14 protein-coding genes are annotated in these 16,460 nt (G+C 58.9%); 9 read left to right on the top strand and 5 right to left on the bottom strand.

What is annotated here, in order from left to right; genetic code table 11:
• Positions 1-287: 287 nt before the first annotated feature.
• The 5 genes from I6G90_RS00760 to I6G90_RS00740 all read left to right on the top strand — a co-directional run bounded on the left by I6G90_RS00760 (position 288) and on the right by I6G90_RS00740 (position 3,640).
• Entirely contained in the window at positions 288-728 is a 441-nt protein-coding gene (locus tag I6G90_RS00760) for an NUDIX hydrolase (RefSeq protein ID WP_197929262.1), read from the top strand.
• Between the two features lie 145 nt (positions 729-873).
• The gene (locus tag I6G90_RS00755; RefSeq protein ID WP_197929261.1) at positions 874-1,170 is read left to right on the top strand and encodes a putative quinol monooxygenase; all 297 of its coding nucleotides are present in this window, start codon (positions 874-876) and stop codon (positions 1,168-1,170) included.
• A gap of 139 nt (positions 1,171-1,309) precedes the next feature.
• Entirely contained in the window at positions 1,310-2,728 is a 1,419-nt protein-coding gene (locus tag I6G90_RS00750) for an IS66-like element ISAs21 family transposase (RefSeq protein ID WP_004576012.1), read from the top strand.
• A 122-nt stretch (positions 2,729-2,850) separates the two neighbouring features.
• Entirely contained in the window at positions 2,851-3,279 is a 429-nt protein-coding gene (locus I6G90_RS00745) for an N-acetyltransferase (RefSeq protein WP_197929260.1), read from the top strand.
• A gap of 112 nt (positions 3,280-3,391) precedes the next feature.
• Entirely contained in the window at positions 3,392-3,640 is a 249-nt protein-coding gene (locus tag I6G90_RS00740) for a DUF3297 family protein (RefSeq protein ID WP_005338226.1), read from the top strand.
• Positions 3,641-3,767: 127 nt separating this feature from the next.
• Here the strand turns inward: I6G90_RS00740 and I6G90_RS00735 are convergent, their stop codons facing one another.
• A complete protein-coding gene (locus I6G90_RS00735; RefSeq protein ID WP_058054342.1) occupies positions 3,768-5,045 on the bottom strand; it encodes an NAD(P)/FAD-dependent oxidoreductase in 1,278 nt (425 codons plus the stop codon).
• A 45-nt stretch (positions 5,046-5,090) separates the two neighbouring features.
• On the bottom strand, positions 5,091-5,693 hold the full coding sequence (gene puuR / locus I6G90_RS00730) for an HTH-type transcriptional regulator PuuR (RefSeq protein ID WP_042062867.1): 603 nt from the start codon (positions 5,691-5,693) through the stop codon (positions 5,091-5,093).
• Between the two features lie 416 nt (positions 5,694-6,109).
• Here puuR and I6G90_RS00725 point away from each other — a divergent pair, with 416 nt between their 5' ends.
• The 4 genes from I6G90_RS00725 to I6G90_RS00710 all read left to right on the top strand — a co-directional run bounded on the left by I6G90_RS00725 (position 6,110) and on the right by I6G90_RS00710 (position 12,974).
• A complete protein-coding gene (locus tag I6G90_RS00725; protein WP_197929259.1) occupies positions 6,110-7,573 on the top strand; it encodes an NAD-dependent succinate-semialdehyde dehydrogenase in 1,464 nt (487 codons plus the stop codon).
• 245 nt (positions 7,574-7,818) lie between these two features.
• A complete protein-coding gene (gene gabT / locus I6G90_RS00720) occupies positions 7,819-9,108 on the top strand; it encodes a 4-aminobutyrate--2-oxoglutarate transaminase (protein ID WP_197929258.1) in 1,290 nt (429 codons plus the stop codon).
• Positions 9,109-9,474: 366 nt separating this feature from the next.
• The gene (locus tag I6G90_RS00715; RefSeq protein WP_042657529.1) at positions 9,475-10,824 is read left to right on the top strand and encodes an APC family permease; all 1,350 of its coding nucleotides are present in this window, start codon (positions 9,475-9,477) and stop codon (positions 10,822-10,824) included.
• A gap of 803 nt (positions 10,825-11,627) precedes the next feature.
• Positions 11,628-12,974 (top strand): APC family permease, encoded by a 1,347-nt coding sequence (locus I6G90_RS00710; protein WP_058054339.1) that lies wholly within the window; start codon positions 11,628-11,630, stop codon positions 12,972-12,974.
• A 139-nt stretch (positions 12,975-13,113) separates the two neighbouring features.
• Here the strand turns inward: I6G90_RS00710 and I6G90_RS00705 are convergent, their stop codons facing one another.
• The 3 genes from I6G90_RS00705 to I6G90_RS00695 all read right to left on the bottom strand — a co-directional run bounded on the left by I6G90_RS00705 (position 13,114) and on the right by I6G90_RS00695 (position 16,288).
• The gene (locus tag I6G90_RS00705) at positions 13,114-13,497 is read right to left on the bottom strand and encodes a hypothetical protein (protein WP_042063537.1); all 384 of its coding nucleotides are present in this window, start codon (positions 13,495-13,497) and stop codon (positions 13,114-13,116) included.
• A gap of 206 nt (positions 13,498-13,703) precedes the next feature.
• Complete coding sequence (locus I6G90_RS00700) at positions 13,704-14,708, bottom strand: LacI family DNA-binding transcriptional regulator (protein ID WP_197929257.1); 1,005 nt, start codon at positions 14,706-14,708, stop codon at positions 13,704-13,706.
• An 83-nt stretch (positions 14,709-14,791) separates the two neighbouring features.
• Entirely contained in the window at positions 14,792-16,288 is a 1,497-nt protein-coding gene (locus I6G90_RS00695) for a PTS transporter subunit EIIC (RefSeq protein WP_197929256.1), read from the bottom strand.
• Positions 16,289-16,460: the final 172 nt, after the last annotated feature.

Here is a 16,460-nt window from a genome sequence, read left to right as displayed (position 1 = left end):
TCGGGGGCCTTGTCGTTTCTGCCACCCAAGTTGTTTTAATTTATTGATCCGGCACTGATTATCGCCCCCCAGCCCTTCCACCACCGGCTTCAATCGGTATCATGGTAGTGCGGCATAAAACCGCTTCCGGAGCCACACCATGAGCATTCGCTGTCAGAAGGGTGTTATCCGCAGAACATGGGTTAAAAGCAGCAAGTCAGGGGCTGTAACTTGAGTGCGGTAGCGAACACTTTATTTATATATACAAAACACCCGGTTGATACATTTTGTGTTTTGGGGGGTATTCAATGAGAGCGCCTTTTCAAGTTTTAATTATTCCATATAAACATGAAGGTGTTGAAACTCGTTTTCTACTCGGACGCAGGAACGACAATGATGTGTGGCAAGCTATTTCTGGTGGCGGTGAGGAACGGGAGTCTTTACTCGAATCAGCCAAACGAGAATTACTCGAAGAAACATCTTTAGTTGGGACAAATTGGCAGCAGTTGGATTCGATGTGCATGCTACCAAAGGTCTACTACACCGGCCATAAACATTGGATAAACCATCGTTATGTAATCCCTGAGTATTCATTCTCCGTACAAGTGACTGGCGATCCTAAGTTATCACCTGAACATTCCGAGTTTCGTTGGTGTGGGGCTCTTGAGGCAAGCAATCTTCTTGATTATGACTCAAACAAAATAGCGTTATGGGAGTTATGTGAGCGACTTGAGATACATCTTGGCTAGTTTCATAAAAATGGTTAAAGAGGATGTTTCAAAGCGTCGATTTTACAGCTCGCCGCACCAAAGTGGTTATGGCTATTTGCAATAGTCCAACACAAACCAAGTAGTTCGATATCAATCTCACGATAATTATATTTAAGGATGATTTATGAGCAGAGTGATATTAAAGGGATTTATTATCGTGTCCTCCAACGATTTGACTGCGGTCAAGGATGAACTTGATAACCATATCCAGTTAACCCGATCTGAAACCGGCTGTCTGATCTTTAAGGTGAACCAAGATCCTCTCAATCCCTGCCGATTCGATGTCTATGAAGAGTTTGTTGATCAGGCGGCTTTTCAAGCGCATCAGGCCAGAGTCAAATCCTCCCGCTGGGGGGAAATAACCGTCAATGTCGAGCGACACTATACGGTGACAGGTATTACGGCGACACGAATTACATAAATCACAGCCTTGCCGTTTTGGCCAAGGTGGCGAACCGTAACTGTTCACCCAGATGGCATTGACAGGAAAAAGTGAGACGATCATCCCTTGATCCACTGTTGCCCCTTGCCTGATCCCGCCAGCTTGGCACCATCACGTCATGAGCAAACCCATTACGCCACCACCCGGCCTGCCGCTGACCCTCGAGCAAGCCAACGAGCTGATTTACAAGCTGATGGCGCGCATCGCCGAGCTTGAAGACCGCCTCAACCAAAACAGCAATAACTCCTCCAAGCCCCCCTCCACTGATGGCTCGGGGACCCCGCCTGCGCGCAAGCGCCCCGCTTCCGGCAAGGCTCGTGGTGCCCAGCCTGGCCACAAGGGGCAGCGGCGTGAACGTCATCCTGAGGACGACCGACTGACGGCAATACCACACTATCCTGCCCGGCAGTGCGCCTGCTGTGGTGAGCAGGTGGTGTCCCATGACAAGCCCTACCGGGTTCATCAGGTGTTTGACCTGCCCGAGGTCAGCTATGTGGTGACAGAGCATCAGCTGTATCGGGGCACCTGCCGTGGGTGCGTCACCACCAGTGAAGCAGCCCTGCCCGATACGGTGAGCCACAGCCAGATGGGGGCTAATCTGCTGAGCTATATCGCTTTGCAGAGTGGTCAGTTCCACCAGAGCATCAGCAAGATACAGCAGCAGCTCAAGCAGCACTTCGGTTTGAGCTTTAGCCGAGGCGCCATCAGTGAAGCGCAAGGCCGGGTCAGCGCCATGCTCACCCCGACCCACCAAGCCATCAAACAGCAAGTGCAGTCTGCCGCCATCATCCATGCCGATGAAACCCGGCACCAGCGGGGCGGTGAGCGACGCTGGATGTGGCTGGCCCTGAGCAAGGTCGCGGTCTGCTTCATGACGGCGTTTGGCCGCGGTCAGGAGGCAGCGAAGCGGTTGCTGGGCAGTGAGCTTGATGGGGTGCTGGTGACCGACCAGTATGCGGGATACCGCTTCATCGACAGCGCCCAGCGCCAACTGTGCTGGGCGCATGTGCTGCGCAACGTGGCGGCGATTGCCGAGAGTAGCGACGCCGTCAACCAGCCTATCGGAGCCCGGCTGGTACTGCTGGCTGACACGGTGTTCAGAACCCGGCATGGCTATGAACAAGGCTGCTTAAGCCGGGAGCAGTACCAGCGAAGGTTGCAGCGATGTCGGCAAAGCTGGCGAAGGCAGCTGGAGCGGGGCAGTGTACTGTGTTCCAAGCGCTACCGTGGGCGCTGCCAGTTACTGCTCAAGGACGATGAGATGCTATGGCGTTTTATGGAAAACGACGAGATAGCGCTGACCAACAATGAAGCGGAGCGGGCGCTGCGTGGCTATGTGCTGTGGCGCAAGGGAAGCTATGGCGTCTGGTCGCATCGAGGCGAGCAGTTCAGGCAGCGTATCCTATCGTTGGTGGAGACGGCCAAGCGATTGGGCCGCTGCCCGCAGGAGTGGCTGAGGGCAGTTGTCAGGTCCTGCATCGAGAAAACCGACTACCCGTTCCCGGAGGAGTTGGTGCTGTCAACACCGTCCCGGTGAACGGTTACGGCGAACCGGGTGTCAGGCAGGACTCTCCCCCCCCCCTCTCGCTACCGCGAATGCCCGATTACGCTGCGCTCATCGAGCCTGCATTACTCCCACTCTTTGTTATTAAGGCCACTATGATCCGCCCATTATTAACAACCGATCTGGATGCCGCCGTCGAGCTCTGGTATCAGGCATCGCTGCAAGCCCACGACTTTATTTCCACCGCCTTTTGGCAAGCGCAACGGGCGGCGATGAGGGATAGTTACTTGCCCGCCAGCAAGAGCTGGGTCTATGAGGAGGATGGTCAGCTGCTGGGCTTTATCTCCTGGTATCAGGGGTCTGTCGCCGCACTGTTTATCTCCCCAACTCACCAATCACTCGGGTTGGGTCGCCAACTGCTCGATCACCTCAAAGCCCAATATGACCAGCTCGAGTTGACGGTCTACGCCGAAAATAAGCAGGCGCGGCGCTTCTATTGCCGCAACGGTTTCAAAGAGGGTGAGCAGCAGTTGTGCGAGCATAGCGGCCGCCCCGAGCTGGTGATGCATTGGCAACGGGGATAAGCGGGTCGCCCATAGCGATGGCGGGCATCCTCTGCCTGTTTTTTGGCCGCCTTGAATGCCATGGCGGCATTCTCTACAATGACCCACTTTTTATTCATTTCGGGTTATATCGATGAGCGATACCAGCACCAAACCGGCTCTGCCGGATCACCTCTCCTGCAATCCCCGCAGCCCTCACTATGTGGCCGCCTGCTTCGAGCACCCGATCGGTATTCGCCTGAACGGCAAAGAGCGCACCGATGTCGAGGAGTACTGCATCAGCGAAGGTTGGGTGAAGATCCCCTCCCCCAAAGCGCTGGATCGCCGTGGTCAGCCCATTCTGATCAAGCTCAAGGGCACCGTTGAAGCCTTCTACAGCTAAACAGCGCGCTGCAGTTTGATAAACAACAAGGCCACCCTCGCGGTGGCCTCGTTGTTTCCGGCATGGGAGCTGGCATCTGCGCTCGCAGAGCGGCAAGCACCAACCCGCATCTCTCGCTGGGCGGCCCTTATACCCCCAACCGGTCGCGCAGGGTATACCAGGCAGCGCCCGCGGCAGTGAAGGGGATACGGAACAGCCGACCACCGGGGAAGGGGTAGTGCGGCAGTTTGGCAAAGGCATCGAAGCGCTCCGCCTGACCGCTCAGCACCTCTGAGAGCAGCTTGCCCGCCAGATGGGTGCAGGTGACACCGTGACCGCTGTAGCCCTGCATGTAGTAGATGTTGGGGCCGATGCGACCAAATTGCGGCAGGCGCGACAGGGTGAGCAGGAAGTTGCCGGTCCAGGTGTACTCCACCTTGACCCCTGCCAGTTGCGGGAAAGTTTTCAGCATCTTGGGGATGATCAGCCGCTCGATATCCGCCGGATCCCGCGCGCCATAGACCACGCCGCCGCCATAGAGCAGCCGATGATCGCCGGAGGTGCGGTAGTAGTCGAGCAGGTAGTTGCAATCCTCCAGACAGTAGTTTTGCGGCAACAGGGAGCGAGCCCGCTCCTCCCCCAGCACTTCGGTGGCGATCACCTGGGTGCCGCAGGGCATGCTCTTGCCCGCCAGTTCCGGCACCAGATTACCGAGGTAGGCGTTGCCCGCCACCACCACAAAGCGCGCCTTCACCGCCCCCTTGGCGGTCTTGACCAGTGCTGGCTGCCCCGGGGTGATGCTGGTGACGGCAGACTGCTCGAAGATCTGTCCCCCCTGCATGCGGATCGCTTCGGCCTCCCCCAACGCCAGATTGAGCGGGTGGATATGGCCGCCGCTCTTGTCGAGCAGGGCGCCGACGTAGCGATCGCTCGCCACCACCTCGCGCACCCCCTTGGCATCGAGCAACTCCAGCTGGTCGTTGCCCCACTTCTGCCAGCGGGCATACTGGGATTTGAGCTCATGCAGCTGCTTCTCGGTCTCGGCGGCAAAGACGCCCCCCTGCTGCAGATCGCACTGGATGTTGTAGCGCTTGATCCGCTCGCGGATGATCTGGCCCCCCTCAAACAGCATGGAACCGAGCAGCCTGGCCTGATCCGGCGGGCAGTTCGCTTCTATGGTGTCGATGTCGCGGCTGTAGGAGTTGACGATCTGGCCGCCGTTGCGGCCGCTGGCGCCAAAACCGACCCGGGCCGCCTCCAGCACCACAACCTTGTAGCCCTTCTCCACCAGATGCAGGGCGCTGGAGAGGCCGGTATAGCCCGCGCCGATGACGCAGACATCGCACTCCAACTGCTCGGTCAATGTCGGGTAGGGCGCATGTTTATTGGCGCTGGCTGCGTAGTAACTGTTTACATGTTCGGTCATGATCCCTGTTTCCTTACCGGTTCGGTTGCCAAACTACTGCCTAGATTAAAAACTGGCCGGGGTGTGGGCGCTGACGATGCGACAGGTCTGCCCCGACGGATTGCTGAAGCTGTGGGGCTCGCCGGTGTCGATCACGTAGCTGTCGCCCGCCTCCAGCGGATAACTCTGGCCCGCCACCGTCAGGACCACGGATCCCTCCAGCACGGTGCCAACCTCCTCCCCCTGATGGGTCACCTGACCGCCGGTGTCGGTGCCGGGGGGATAGGTTTCCAGCATAAAGCCGAGCTGGCGGCGGTTGTTGCCGTTATGCACCAGCTTGAGGGAGACCCCCTGACTGCCCAGCTCGATAAGCTGATCAGCCTTGATCACCACCTCCGGGGTGCGGCTCTCCTCCTCGGCGAAGAAGCGCGACAACGGCAGGCCATAGACGGTGAGCAGCTTTTGCAGGGAGGCAACCGACGGGCTCACCTTGTCCTGCTCGATCATGCAGATGGCGCCGTGGGTCAAGCCGCTCAGCTCGGCCGCCCGCCGCTGGGAGAGCCCCAGCTGATGGCGCACCGCCGCCAATCGTTCCCCCATGGTATGCGCCCCTGCGTCTGCCGCACCCAGCCCACGGGCCACGCTCTCCCTGCTCTGTGGCCCGCTCATGGCAAGCCCCCTCTTGCTGCGCTCTCTCTGCATCCTTGCATCATCAGCCTCCCCTGCTCGCGCGTGATCGCATCGGATCACGCGTGGCCTGTTTACCCTACTGGTTAAAATAGCCGACCAGCTTTCCCTTGCCGTTCACTATGTTACACAGCGCAACCGTTCATTATTTTGCACACCTGATTTACCATCTCCCGATCGCTTGCCCACTTGCAGCCAGCAAGCGAACGGGGAAAAACGCGCTACACAGCCCATTTTCTAGCATGACGCCCCCCAGCAATTCAAATATATTTAACACTTGAAAAACATTTCAGCTCAAATTATGGTCTTCCTGTGCTTATTATTTTATACGGCAGCGGCGCAGGAAGGGTCGGCTCACTCCGGCAACCAGCTGCTCTGACCCACACTCGAGGCTTCTCATGTCAGGAACAACATCTCACTCCAGCTTGATCACATCCCGCGCCTATATAGATGGACAGTGGTGCCACGCCGCCAGCGGCCGCACCTTCGAGGTCACCAACCCCGCCAGCGGCGCCGTCATTACCCAGGTGCCCGACATGGATGCCGAGGATACCCGCCGCGCCATCGCCGCCGCCCACGCAGCGCAACCCGCCTGGGCGGCGCTGACTGCCAAGGAGCGCAGCAACAAGCTCTACGCCTGGTTTGCCGCCATCACCGCCCACAGCGACGAGCTGGCGCGCATCATGACTTGCGAGCAGGGCAAGCCGCTGGCGGAAGCCAAGGGCGAGGTGGCCTACGGCGCCAGCTTTATCCAGTGGTTCGCCGAGGAGGGCAAGCGCGCCTATGGCCGCACCATCCCGGGCTTTAGCGGCGATCGCCGGTTGGCCACCATCAAGCAGCCGGTGGGGGTGGTCGCAGCCATCACTCCGTGGAACTTCCCGATTGCCATGATCACCCGCAAGGCGGGCCCGGCGCTGGCCGCCGGTTGCACCATCGTCATCAAGCCCGCCGCCGAGACGCCGCTCTGCGCGCTGGCGCTGGCGCTGCTTGCCGAGCAGGCGGGCATCCCCGCCGGGGTCATCAACATCGTCACCAGCCATCAGGCGAGCGCGGTAGGCAACGAGTTGTGCAGCAATCCGGTGGTGCGCAAGCTCTCCTTCACCGGCTCCACCCGCATCGGCAAGCTGCTGATGCGCCAATGCGCCGACACCATGAAAAAGCTGTCGCTGGAGCTGGGTGGCAACGCCCCCTTTATCGTCTTTGACGATGCCGACCTCGATGCCGCGGTGGCCGGGGCGCTCGCCTCCAAATACCGCAACGCCGGGCAGACCTGCGTCTGCGCCAACCGCATTCTGGTGCAGTCGAGCGTCTATGACGCCTTCGCCGAGAAGCTGACCGCCGCCGTCAAGGCCTTCAAGGTAGGAGATGGCATGGCAGAGGGCACCCAAATTGGCCCGCTGATCAACCCCGCCGCCGCCAGCAAGGTGGCCGAACTGGTGCAGCAATCGGTCGCCGCCGGTGCCGAACTGCTGCTGGGGGGCGAAGCCCACCCCGCTGGGCCCCTTTTCTACCGCCCCACCATTCTGGGCAAGGTGGCTAAAACCAACCCCATCCTGCAGGAGGAGATCTTCGGCCCGGTCGCGCCGCTGGTACGCTTCGAGAGCGAAGCCGAGGCCATCGCCATTGCCAACGACACCCCTTATGGCCTGGCCGCCTACTTCTATGGCCGTGACATCGCACGGGTCTGGCGGGTGGCCGAACAGCTCGAATACGGCATGGTCGGCATCAACGAGGGGATCATCTCAACCGAATTGGCCCCCTTTGGCGGCATCAAGGAGTCGGGTCTGGGCCGCGAAGGAGCCGCCGAGGGGCTGGAGGAGTATCTGGAGACCAAATACCTCTGCTTTGGCGCCATTCGCTAGGGCAGCAGAGGGCCAAGGCATCCCGTTCACAGATGCCTTGGCCACTCCATCCATCGCTTTGATAGATAGATGCAGAAGCTCACCCTAGGCGGCACGAGGTCTAAACAGGCCAGCCGCCTCACCCAAGAGGGCTGCTGCAGAGCAAACCACAGGCCGTCGATCTGAACCGATCGGCGGTGATGGGCGACAGATCGCCCGCCACATGTTCAGGGAATATCGGGGCTGCGGCCCCTCAGGGAGGAAAGATGAGTCAGTCAGAATCAAACAAGGCGTGGCAAGCGCGCCGCGAAGCGGCCGTGGTCAACGGCGTCGGCACCCTGCTGCCGGTCTTTATCGACCGGGCGCAAAATGCCGAGCTGTGGGATGTGGAGGGCAACCGCTATATCGACTTTGCCTCCGGCATCGCCGTGCTCAACACCGGCCACAACCACCCCAAAGTGGTGGCGGCAGTGCGTGAACAGCTGGAAAAATTCAGCCACACCTGCTTCCAGGTCACCCCCTATCCCGGCTATATCGAGCTGGCAGAAAAGCTCAACGCCCTGGTGCCCGGCCCGACGCCGAAGCGCACCCTGTTTCTCTCCACTGGCGCCGAGGCGGTCGAGAACGCCATCAAGATTGCCCGCGCCCACACCGGCCGCAGCGGCACCATCGCCTTCAAGGGGGGCTTTCACGGCCGCACCATGATGGGCATGGCGCTCACCGGCAAGGTGGTGCCCTACAAGACCGGCTTTGGCCCCTTCCCGGGTGAGGTCTACCACATCCCCTTCCCCGCCGATTATCTCGGGGTGAGTGAAGAGGATGCCCTGCTCGCCCTCGAGCTCTGCTTCAGTGCCGATATCGAGCCGAGTCGCGTCGCCGCCATCATCATCGAACCGGTTCAGGGTGAAGGGGGCTTCTATCCCGCCTCCCCGAGCTTTATGCAAAAACTGCGCAGCGTCTGCGACCAGCACGGCATTCTGCTGATTTGCGACGAGATCCAGAGCGGTTTCTGCCGCACCGGCAAGACCTTCGCCACCGAGTATTCGGGGGTTGAACCCGACATCATGACCCTGGCCAAGAGTCTGGCGGGGGGTTTCCCGCTGTCTGCCGTGGTGGGCAAGGCAGAGATCATGAACTCGGCCAAGCCGGGCGGTCTGGGTGGCACCTATGCGGGATCTCCCATCGCCTGCGCCGCGGCACTGGCGGTATTGCAGGTGATCGATGAGGAAAAACTCAACCAGAAAGCGCTGGATCAGGGCGAACAGATCAAGGCGGGGCTGGAACGCATAGCCGAGCGTTTTGACTGCATAGGTCAAATTCGCGGCCCCGGTGCCATGGTGGCCATGGAGCTGGTGAAACGGCGTGATGCCAGCCAGCCCGATCCCGACCTCACCAAACGGCTGGTGGCCGAGGCGGGCAAGCGCGGTCTGGTCCTGCTCTCATGCGGGGTGCGCGCAAATGTCATCCGTTTTCTCGCCCCCCTGACGGCCCCTGCGGCAGTGATTGACGAGGGGCTGCAACTCCTTGAAAAATCACTGGAGGCCGTGCTGGCCTGACCAGCAGGAAAGTGACCGCTCACCTGTGCAAATAAATGCAATTTTGCCCCCTTTTTTTCTTGTCAAGGGGGCCCTGCAAATGCACAATGCGCCGCCACTGAAAGAACCGATGTAAAACAATGGCATCGGTTCTTTTTTAACCAGTGAACAAACCCATAAACGAGGCCGGATCACCCCCGGAAAAGATAGCGAGATTGGCAGCAATCTCCCGACACCACATTCTGTGAGGAACAACATGGGGCATCTCAATGCTTTCCAACCGGCCATGGCCGGTGTGCGCCGCCCTGGCGCCCTTGATTCCCGGGCCTCTCTCCCGGTTTCGTTGATGGACCGTGCCACTCTGGCACTGCATGAGGAACATGCATAATGGCGGCCCAACAGGTTGGTCTGAAAAAGACCCTCAAGCTGTGGCAAGTCGTGGTTATGGGACTGGCGTACCTCACCCCCATGGCGGTGTTCGACACCTTCGGCATCGTCACCGAGATCACCGAAGGCCATGTGCCGACCGCCTACCTGTTTGCCCTGATCGGCATGCTGTTCACTGCCCTGAGCTACGGCCATCTGGTGCGCAAGTTCCCGTCAGCCGGCTCCGCCTATACCTATGCCCAGAAGGTGTTTCACCCCTATGTCGGCTTTATGGTGGGCTGGACCTCCCTGCTCGACTACATGTTCATGCCGATGATCAACATGCTGCTGGCCAAGATCTATCTGGGCGCCCTGTTCCCTGAGGTAGAGCCCTGGACCTATATCTTCGGTCTGGCGGTGGTAATGACCGCTCTCAACCTGCGCGGCATCAAGCTGGTAGCCAACTTCAACAGCCTGATCGTGGTGATGCAGTTCAGCATCATCGCCATCTTCATCGGACTGATCGCCTGGGGCGTTCACAACGGTGAGGGGCTGGGCACCGTGGCCAGCAGCCGTCCCTTCTTCTCGGAGCAGATCCAGGTGTCGCCGCTGCTGATGGGGGCCTCCATCCTCTGTCTGTCGTTCCTCGGCTTTGACGCCATCAGTACCCTGTCGGAAGAGACCCCGGACGCGGATCGGGTGATCCCGCGCGCCATCGTGCTGACGGCGCTGATTGGCGGTGTGCTGTTTGTCACCACCTCCTACTTCCTGCAGCTCTACTTCCCGGACATCTCCCGCTTCCAGCATCCGGATGCAGTGCTGCCGGAGATCGCCCTCTATGTCGGCGGCAAGCTGTTCCAGGCGGTGGTGCTGGTCTGCACTACGGTGGCAGTGCTGGCCTCGGGGCTCGCCTCCCACGCCGGTGTATCGCGCCTGCTCTACGTGATGGGTCGTGATCGCGCCCTGCCCGCCCGCTTCTTCGGTTACATCCATCCGAAGTGGCAGACCCCGGCGTTCAACGTGCTGCTGGTCGGCCTGCTGGCCCTCTCTGCGGTGTCGCTGGATCTGGAGATGGCGCTGGCGCTGATCAACTTCGGCGCCCTGGTGGCCTTCACCTTCGTCAATCTGGCGGTGATTGCCCACTTCTATGTGAAGCTCGGTCGCAACAAGTGTCTCAAGGATCACCTGATGTATCTGCTGCTGCCGCTCTGTGGCGCCGCCTGCATCGGGGTACTGTGGCTCAACCTCGAGCCCTCCTCCTTCGAGCTGGGGCTGATCTGGGCCGCGCTGGGGGCCATCTACCTGTTCCTGCGCCTCACCGTGTTCCGCATCCCGCTGCATACCGCCGACAAGGTGGAGATCGCCCAGTAATCGCTGGCACCCTCCTCCGATAAACAACCAAGGAGCCTGCGGGCTCCTTGTTGTTTCTGCGGTGCGCGGGTTGCCAGCAGCACTGGTTGCCAGAAGTGCAGTTTTTGCGAGAAGTGTGACTGATTTCAAATAACTACCCACCCGCACCGCTCGCCATGCCACTGCCGTGGCCAAGCTGCCCCATGTTCACAGTCATTAAAGTGAATGGATATGCAGAAAACTTTTCCTCTACGTCCCCCTCCATCTCACCCGTCAGCCGATAACATGGCATGACCCGCTCACGGGCAGGTCATGGCAAATATGATCAGGATCAATGTTGAGGCTTTATGCACCCTGCAGCGCAGATTTGCCGTTTTTTCATACGCAACGGAAGGGGACGTTTACCCCCCCGAAAAAGGGGGGGAGGCCCGGGACGAGCCGCAGGGGGCGAGTGACCACTTACCTGCCACCCGGTTATGCAAAAAAATGCGGTTTTTCGGCCATTATTGCTTGTCAAGGGGGCTGACCGAATGCACAATACGCCGCCAATAAAGGACCGATGTTCACTGCGACATCGGTTTTTCTATTTTGAAGTGCAGTACAAACCCACCACAAGAGGCCGGAACGTTTCCGGAAGTGATATTCGAGATTGCCAAACAATCTCCCGACGTTGAGAGGATAACAATGGGGCGTTTTAATGCTTTCCTGCCGGTACAGCCCGGTATGCGCCTCCCCGGCGCCCTTGATGTACAGGCTTGCGAATCCATCGTATCCCTGCGCTCGTTGCAAGCACGTGCTGCGGCACTGATTGAGGAGAAAGCGTAATGGCATCGCAAAACGCCAAGCTGCTCAAGACCCTTACCCTGACACAAGTGATTGTGATGGGTCTGGCCTATCTGACCCCCATGGCTGTCTTCGACACCTTCGCCATCGTCGGTGACATCACCGAAGGCCGGGTCGCCACCGCCTATCTGCTGGCTCTGGGTGGCATCCTGCTCACCGCCTTCAGCTACGGTCATCTGGTACGCAAGTTCCCCTCTGCGGGCTCCGCCTATACCTACGCCCAGAAGGTGTTCAACCCCTACGTCGGTTTCATGGTCGGCTGGTCATCCCTGCTCGACTACATGTTCATGCCGATGATCAATATCCTCTTGGCCAAGATCTACCTGACCGCCATGTTCCCGGGTGTCGAGCCCTGGGTGTTCATCTTCGGTCTGGTGACCGTGATGACCTTCCTGAACCTGCGCGGCATCAATCTGGTGGCCAACTTCAACGGTCTGATCGTGGTGATCCAGCTCGCCATCATCACCCTCTTTATCGGCCTGATGGCGTGGGGCATCTACCACGGTGAAGGCGCGGGCACCCTGATGAGCAGCCGTCCGTTCCACTTCGACTCTGCCCAGATGGTGCCGCTCTTTACCGGTGCGACCATCCTCTGCTTCTCGTTCCTGGGCTTTGACGGTCTGAGCTCCCTCTCCGAAGAGACCCCGAACGCCGGCAAGGTGATCCCCAAGGCGATCGTGCTGACGGCCCTCATCGGTGGCGTCATCTTCGTGGTGGTCTCCTACTGCCTGCAGCTCTACTTTCCGAGCCTCTCCCGCTTCCAGCATCCGGATGCGGTACTGCCGGAGATCGCGCTCTACGTTGGCGGCACCTTCTTCCAGTCCGTGGTACTGGTCTGCACCACGGTCGCGGTACTGGCCTCCGGCATGGCGGCTCACGCCGGTGTCTCGCGCATCCTCTACGTGATGGGACGTGACCGTATGATCCCGGAGCGGGTGTTTGGCTACATCCATCCGAAATACCGCACCCCGGCCATCAACGTGCTGATGGTGGGCGGTCTGGCCCTCTCCGCCGTGTCGTTTGATCTGGATACCGCGCTGGCGCTGGTCAACTTCGGCGCACTGGTGGCGTTCAGCTTCGTCAACCTGTCGGTGATCGGTCAGTTCTGGGTGCGCGAGAAGCGCAACAAGACCCTCAAGGATCACGTCATCTACCTGTTGATGCCGCTGCTCGGCGCTGCCACCATCGGTGCCCTGTGGATCAACCTGGAGCAAAGCTCGCTGGAGCTGGGCCTGATCTGGGCTGGCCTCGGCGTGACCTATCTGTTCCTGCGTCTGGCGGTTTTCCGCATCCCGTTCCGTCAGTACGAGGAAGCGGCTGACGCCTGATCCTCTGCGGATAACGGATACACAGAAGGGGAGCCATGGCTCCCCTTCTGTTATTTCACCGGCGCTATATCGCCGATTGTCGATGACCGACTGGCGACCCTTGTCGCCGCCCCCGGCAGCAGGCCGGAAGGCTGACTCATCAACCGTTGTTGATCACCGCAGTCGCAGCAGCCTTGAGCGGATCATTGGCCACCGCTTTGACATCCTTGTGGGCTTTTTTCAGCTGATCTTCAGCCTTGTCGGCCTTGCGCTGGGTCGCGTTGACATCATCGCGGACACCCTGCACGCTGTCGCTCGCCTTGTCGCGCAGATCGGCGGTGCCATTTTTCAGCTCGTCCTTCGCCTTCTCTTTCTGCTGACGCATCAGCATCTCGGTATCACAACGACCCTTGACCCCGACGGAGGCACCCATCGCCTCGTTCTTCAGCGCCTTGTCCAGATTGCACTCCGGCTGCAGCACTGACTTGGCCTGCACACCGACTGACAACAACCCGAGGGAAAGAGAGAGAACCCATGCTCGCATCACGATTATTACTCCACGACTCAAAAGAAACGCCGCAGCATAGCGTCCCGCCCCGGGATCACAAGCCTTATTGTGCTCCATCTCCCTTCAGCAGCAGGATAATCGGCAGGATCCGTCATTCTGTGTCAACCAGGCCAACACCCGCGCACCTCTCACTCAATCTGCAGATGCGTCAGGAGCTGCCAACATGTCGGAGCAAAGCGCCTCTAGCAGATCAGATCACCGGCAAAAGCCCGCAACGGCTGGGGAGTGCCACTCTGGATACGCTCAAGGAGCTGCAGCACCGCCTGGTGAGTCATCGCCTCCAGTGGCAACAACAGATAGGGTAACTCCATGACCTCGCTGGAGAAACGATCCACCTCCTGAAAGCAGACCACATACTTCTGCTGAGCCAGAATAAAATCCTTACCGATACCGTAGCCAAGCTTCAGAATGCACTGCGTCGCCAACATGGCCGCAGCAAATGAGTGGCAGACCAGCGCTGAAATCGAGTTGTCCGATCGCAAGGCTGACTCCAATCGTTGGCGCTGGCCAGCCAGATCCCTATCGGAGGTGATGACAAGCGCCTTTCGCTCGGGGATCCCACGCTCACGATAAGCGGCACGATACCCCTCGGCACGCCTGGTAAAAACAGGGTCCTCCTGTTCGCCACCCAAAAACAGCGTGGTGACATGGCCCATATCGAGCAGGAAGCGGGTCAGGGTCAAACCATCGCGGTATGGATCGCAAACCACGAGATCGCTCATCCCCTCCCCCTCCTGGTAACTGGCAATCATCTGATATGGCAGCTCGACGGCAGCCAGCGACTGCGCAGAGGGCTCATCGAGTGACCCCGACGCGACCAGAATCACCCCGGCTACATGCTGCGCCTTGAACTCGTTGAGAAGACCGGTTAGTTGAGGTGGTTGCAACTGACCGGTCTTGACCATGACGGTAAAACCCTTCTTATCGAGCGCCTGGATCAGGGTCTTGAGGATCTTGATGGAAAAATCGCTGTCGAGTTGCTCAAACAGCAACCCGATCAGGTTGCTCTTCTGGCTACGCAGATTGGCCGCTGACTGGTTGTAGATATAACCCAGCTCGTCAATGGCACACTGCACACGTTCTATTGTCGGCTGGGAGATGTGCCCTTTCTTGCGCAGCACCAGCGAGACGGTCGACACCGAGACACCCGCCACCCTGGCGACATCCACGATACTCACTTTGGCCACATTGACATCCCGTACAAACCTGAAGGCAGGCTACCTTAACAAAACGACACCGGGCCCTCAACGCAAGAGGACCCGGGACAAGATCAGGCGCTCAATGCCGCCATTTCCTTGGCAATGAACTGGGCCCGGGCACCAAAGACCAACTGTATTCCCTCATCCCCAACAAATACCACGCCCCGTGCGCCAAGGGATTTCAGCCCCTCCTTGTCAACCAGGTCCGCACGCTCCACTTCAAGGCGCAGACGGGTGATGCACGAGCCCACCTGACGAATGTTCGTCACGCCACCGATCAGCAGTGCGATCTCTCCAGCCAGATCCTGATCCGATTTTCCCTCGATGGTGTTGAGCACCGCCACCCGGCCGGGTGTTTTGATGTCAAAACGACGGATCACATATCGGAAGGTGAGATAGTACAAACAGGCCATCGGAATACCGATCACAAAGACCATCAGGAAATTGGTCTCGAATCCATTGAGACCGGGCAGCACACCAAAGGAAATGTAATCAATCAAACCAGCCGAGAACGATTTGGCGATGTGGGCATGCAACAGATACATGCTCATGTAGGCTAACCCTGCCATCAGGGCGTTAAAAACGTAGAGGATGGGCGCAACGAAGATAAAGGTAAACTCCACCGGCTCGGTGATCCCGGTCAGAAAACTGGTGAGGGCCGCCGAAAACAGGATACCTGCCGCAATTTTGCGGTTTTTGGTGTACGCCTCGTGGTACATCGCCAGACAGGCGGCTGGCAGTGCAAACAACATCAGCGGGAACTCACCCTGCATAAATTTGCCCGCATTGTGATAAGAATCAGTGCTGAAACTGGTCACGCCGTCTTCCAGCATCTTGAACCAGATAGTCTGATCACCGTGGATCACCTGACCTGCGCTCGAGGTGTATTGCCCGAAGGTATACCAGAACGAGGGGTACCACACGTGGTGCAAGCCAAGAGGAATGAGCGCGCGCTCGACCGTACCGAAAATAAAGGTGGATAAGGCCTGATTATCACCGTTCACCACCAGCGAGAGGGCGTCAATACCGGTCTGGACATGCCCCCACACCCAGGGCAGCACCAGGCCAAGCAGGAATGACAACAAGGCCGTAGCGATCGCCACAAACCGTTTGCCAGCAAAAAAACCCAGGAATTCAGGCAACTGCATGGTATGGAAGCGGTTGTAGCACCAGGCGGCCAGGATACCGGATATCAAGCCGCCAAAGACCCCCATCTGCAAGGTGGGAATGCCAATGACCATGGCATAGCGACCACCAGACGCGGCCATCTCGGGGGTTATCCCCAGCAGCGTGCTGATAGTGGTATTGATGATCAGCATGGAGACCGCCGCCGACAACGCAGCAATCCCCGATTCCGCCGCCAGACCTACCGCCGACCCGATAGCAAACAACAGCGGCAGGTTATCAAAAATCACGCCACCGGCTCGCATCATCAGTGGCATGTCGAACTTGGATCCAAATGCCAGCAGCAAACCCGCTGCGGGTAACAACGAGATAGGTAGCATCAGGGCGCGCCCAATCATCGAGAGTTTGGCGAGCGCCATCCTGATCCGGTTCACTACTTCCATTATTGACTCCTGATGTGCTGCCACACATCGCTGCGGGTGGGAGAGAAATCGGCAAATCTGCCAATCAAGTAAAACGTTCTACTATAACGTTGCACCTAAAGACTGCAGCACTCAAGCCAGGCACCTGACATTTGTGATTCCAGTCACAAGCAGGCCGATTTTTACCCTGATC

The sequence above is a fragment of the Aeromonas allosaccharophila genome (assembly GCF_016026615.1).
Classification (GTDB): domain Bacteria; phylum Pseudomonadota; class Gammaproteobacteria; order Enterobacterales; family Aeromonadaceae; genus Aeromonas; species Aeromonas allosaccharophila.
Note: the sequence above shows the minus strand (reverse complement) of the source record. Positions and strands in the feature narration are given on the sequence as shown.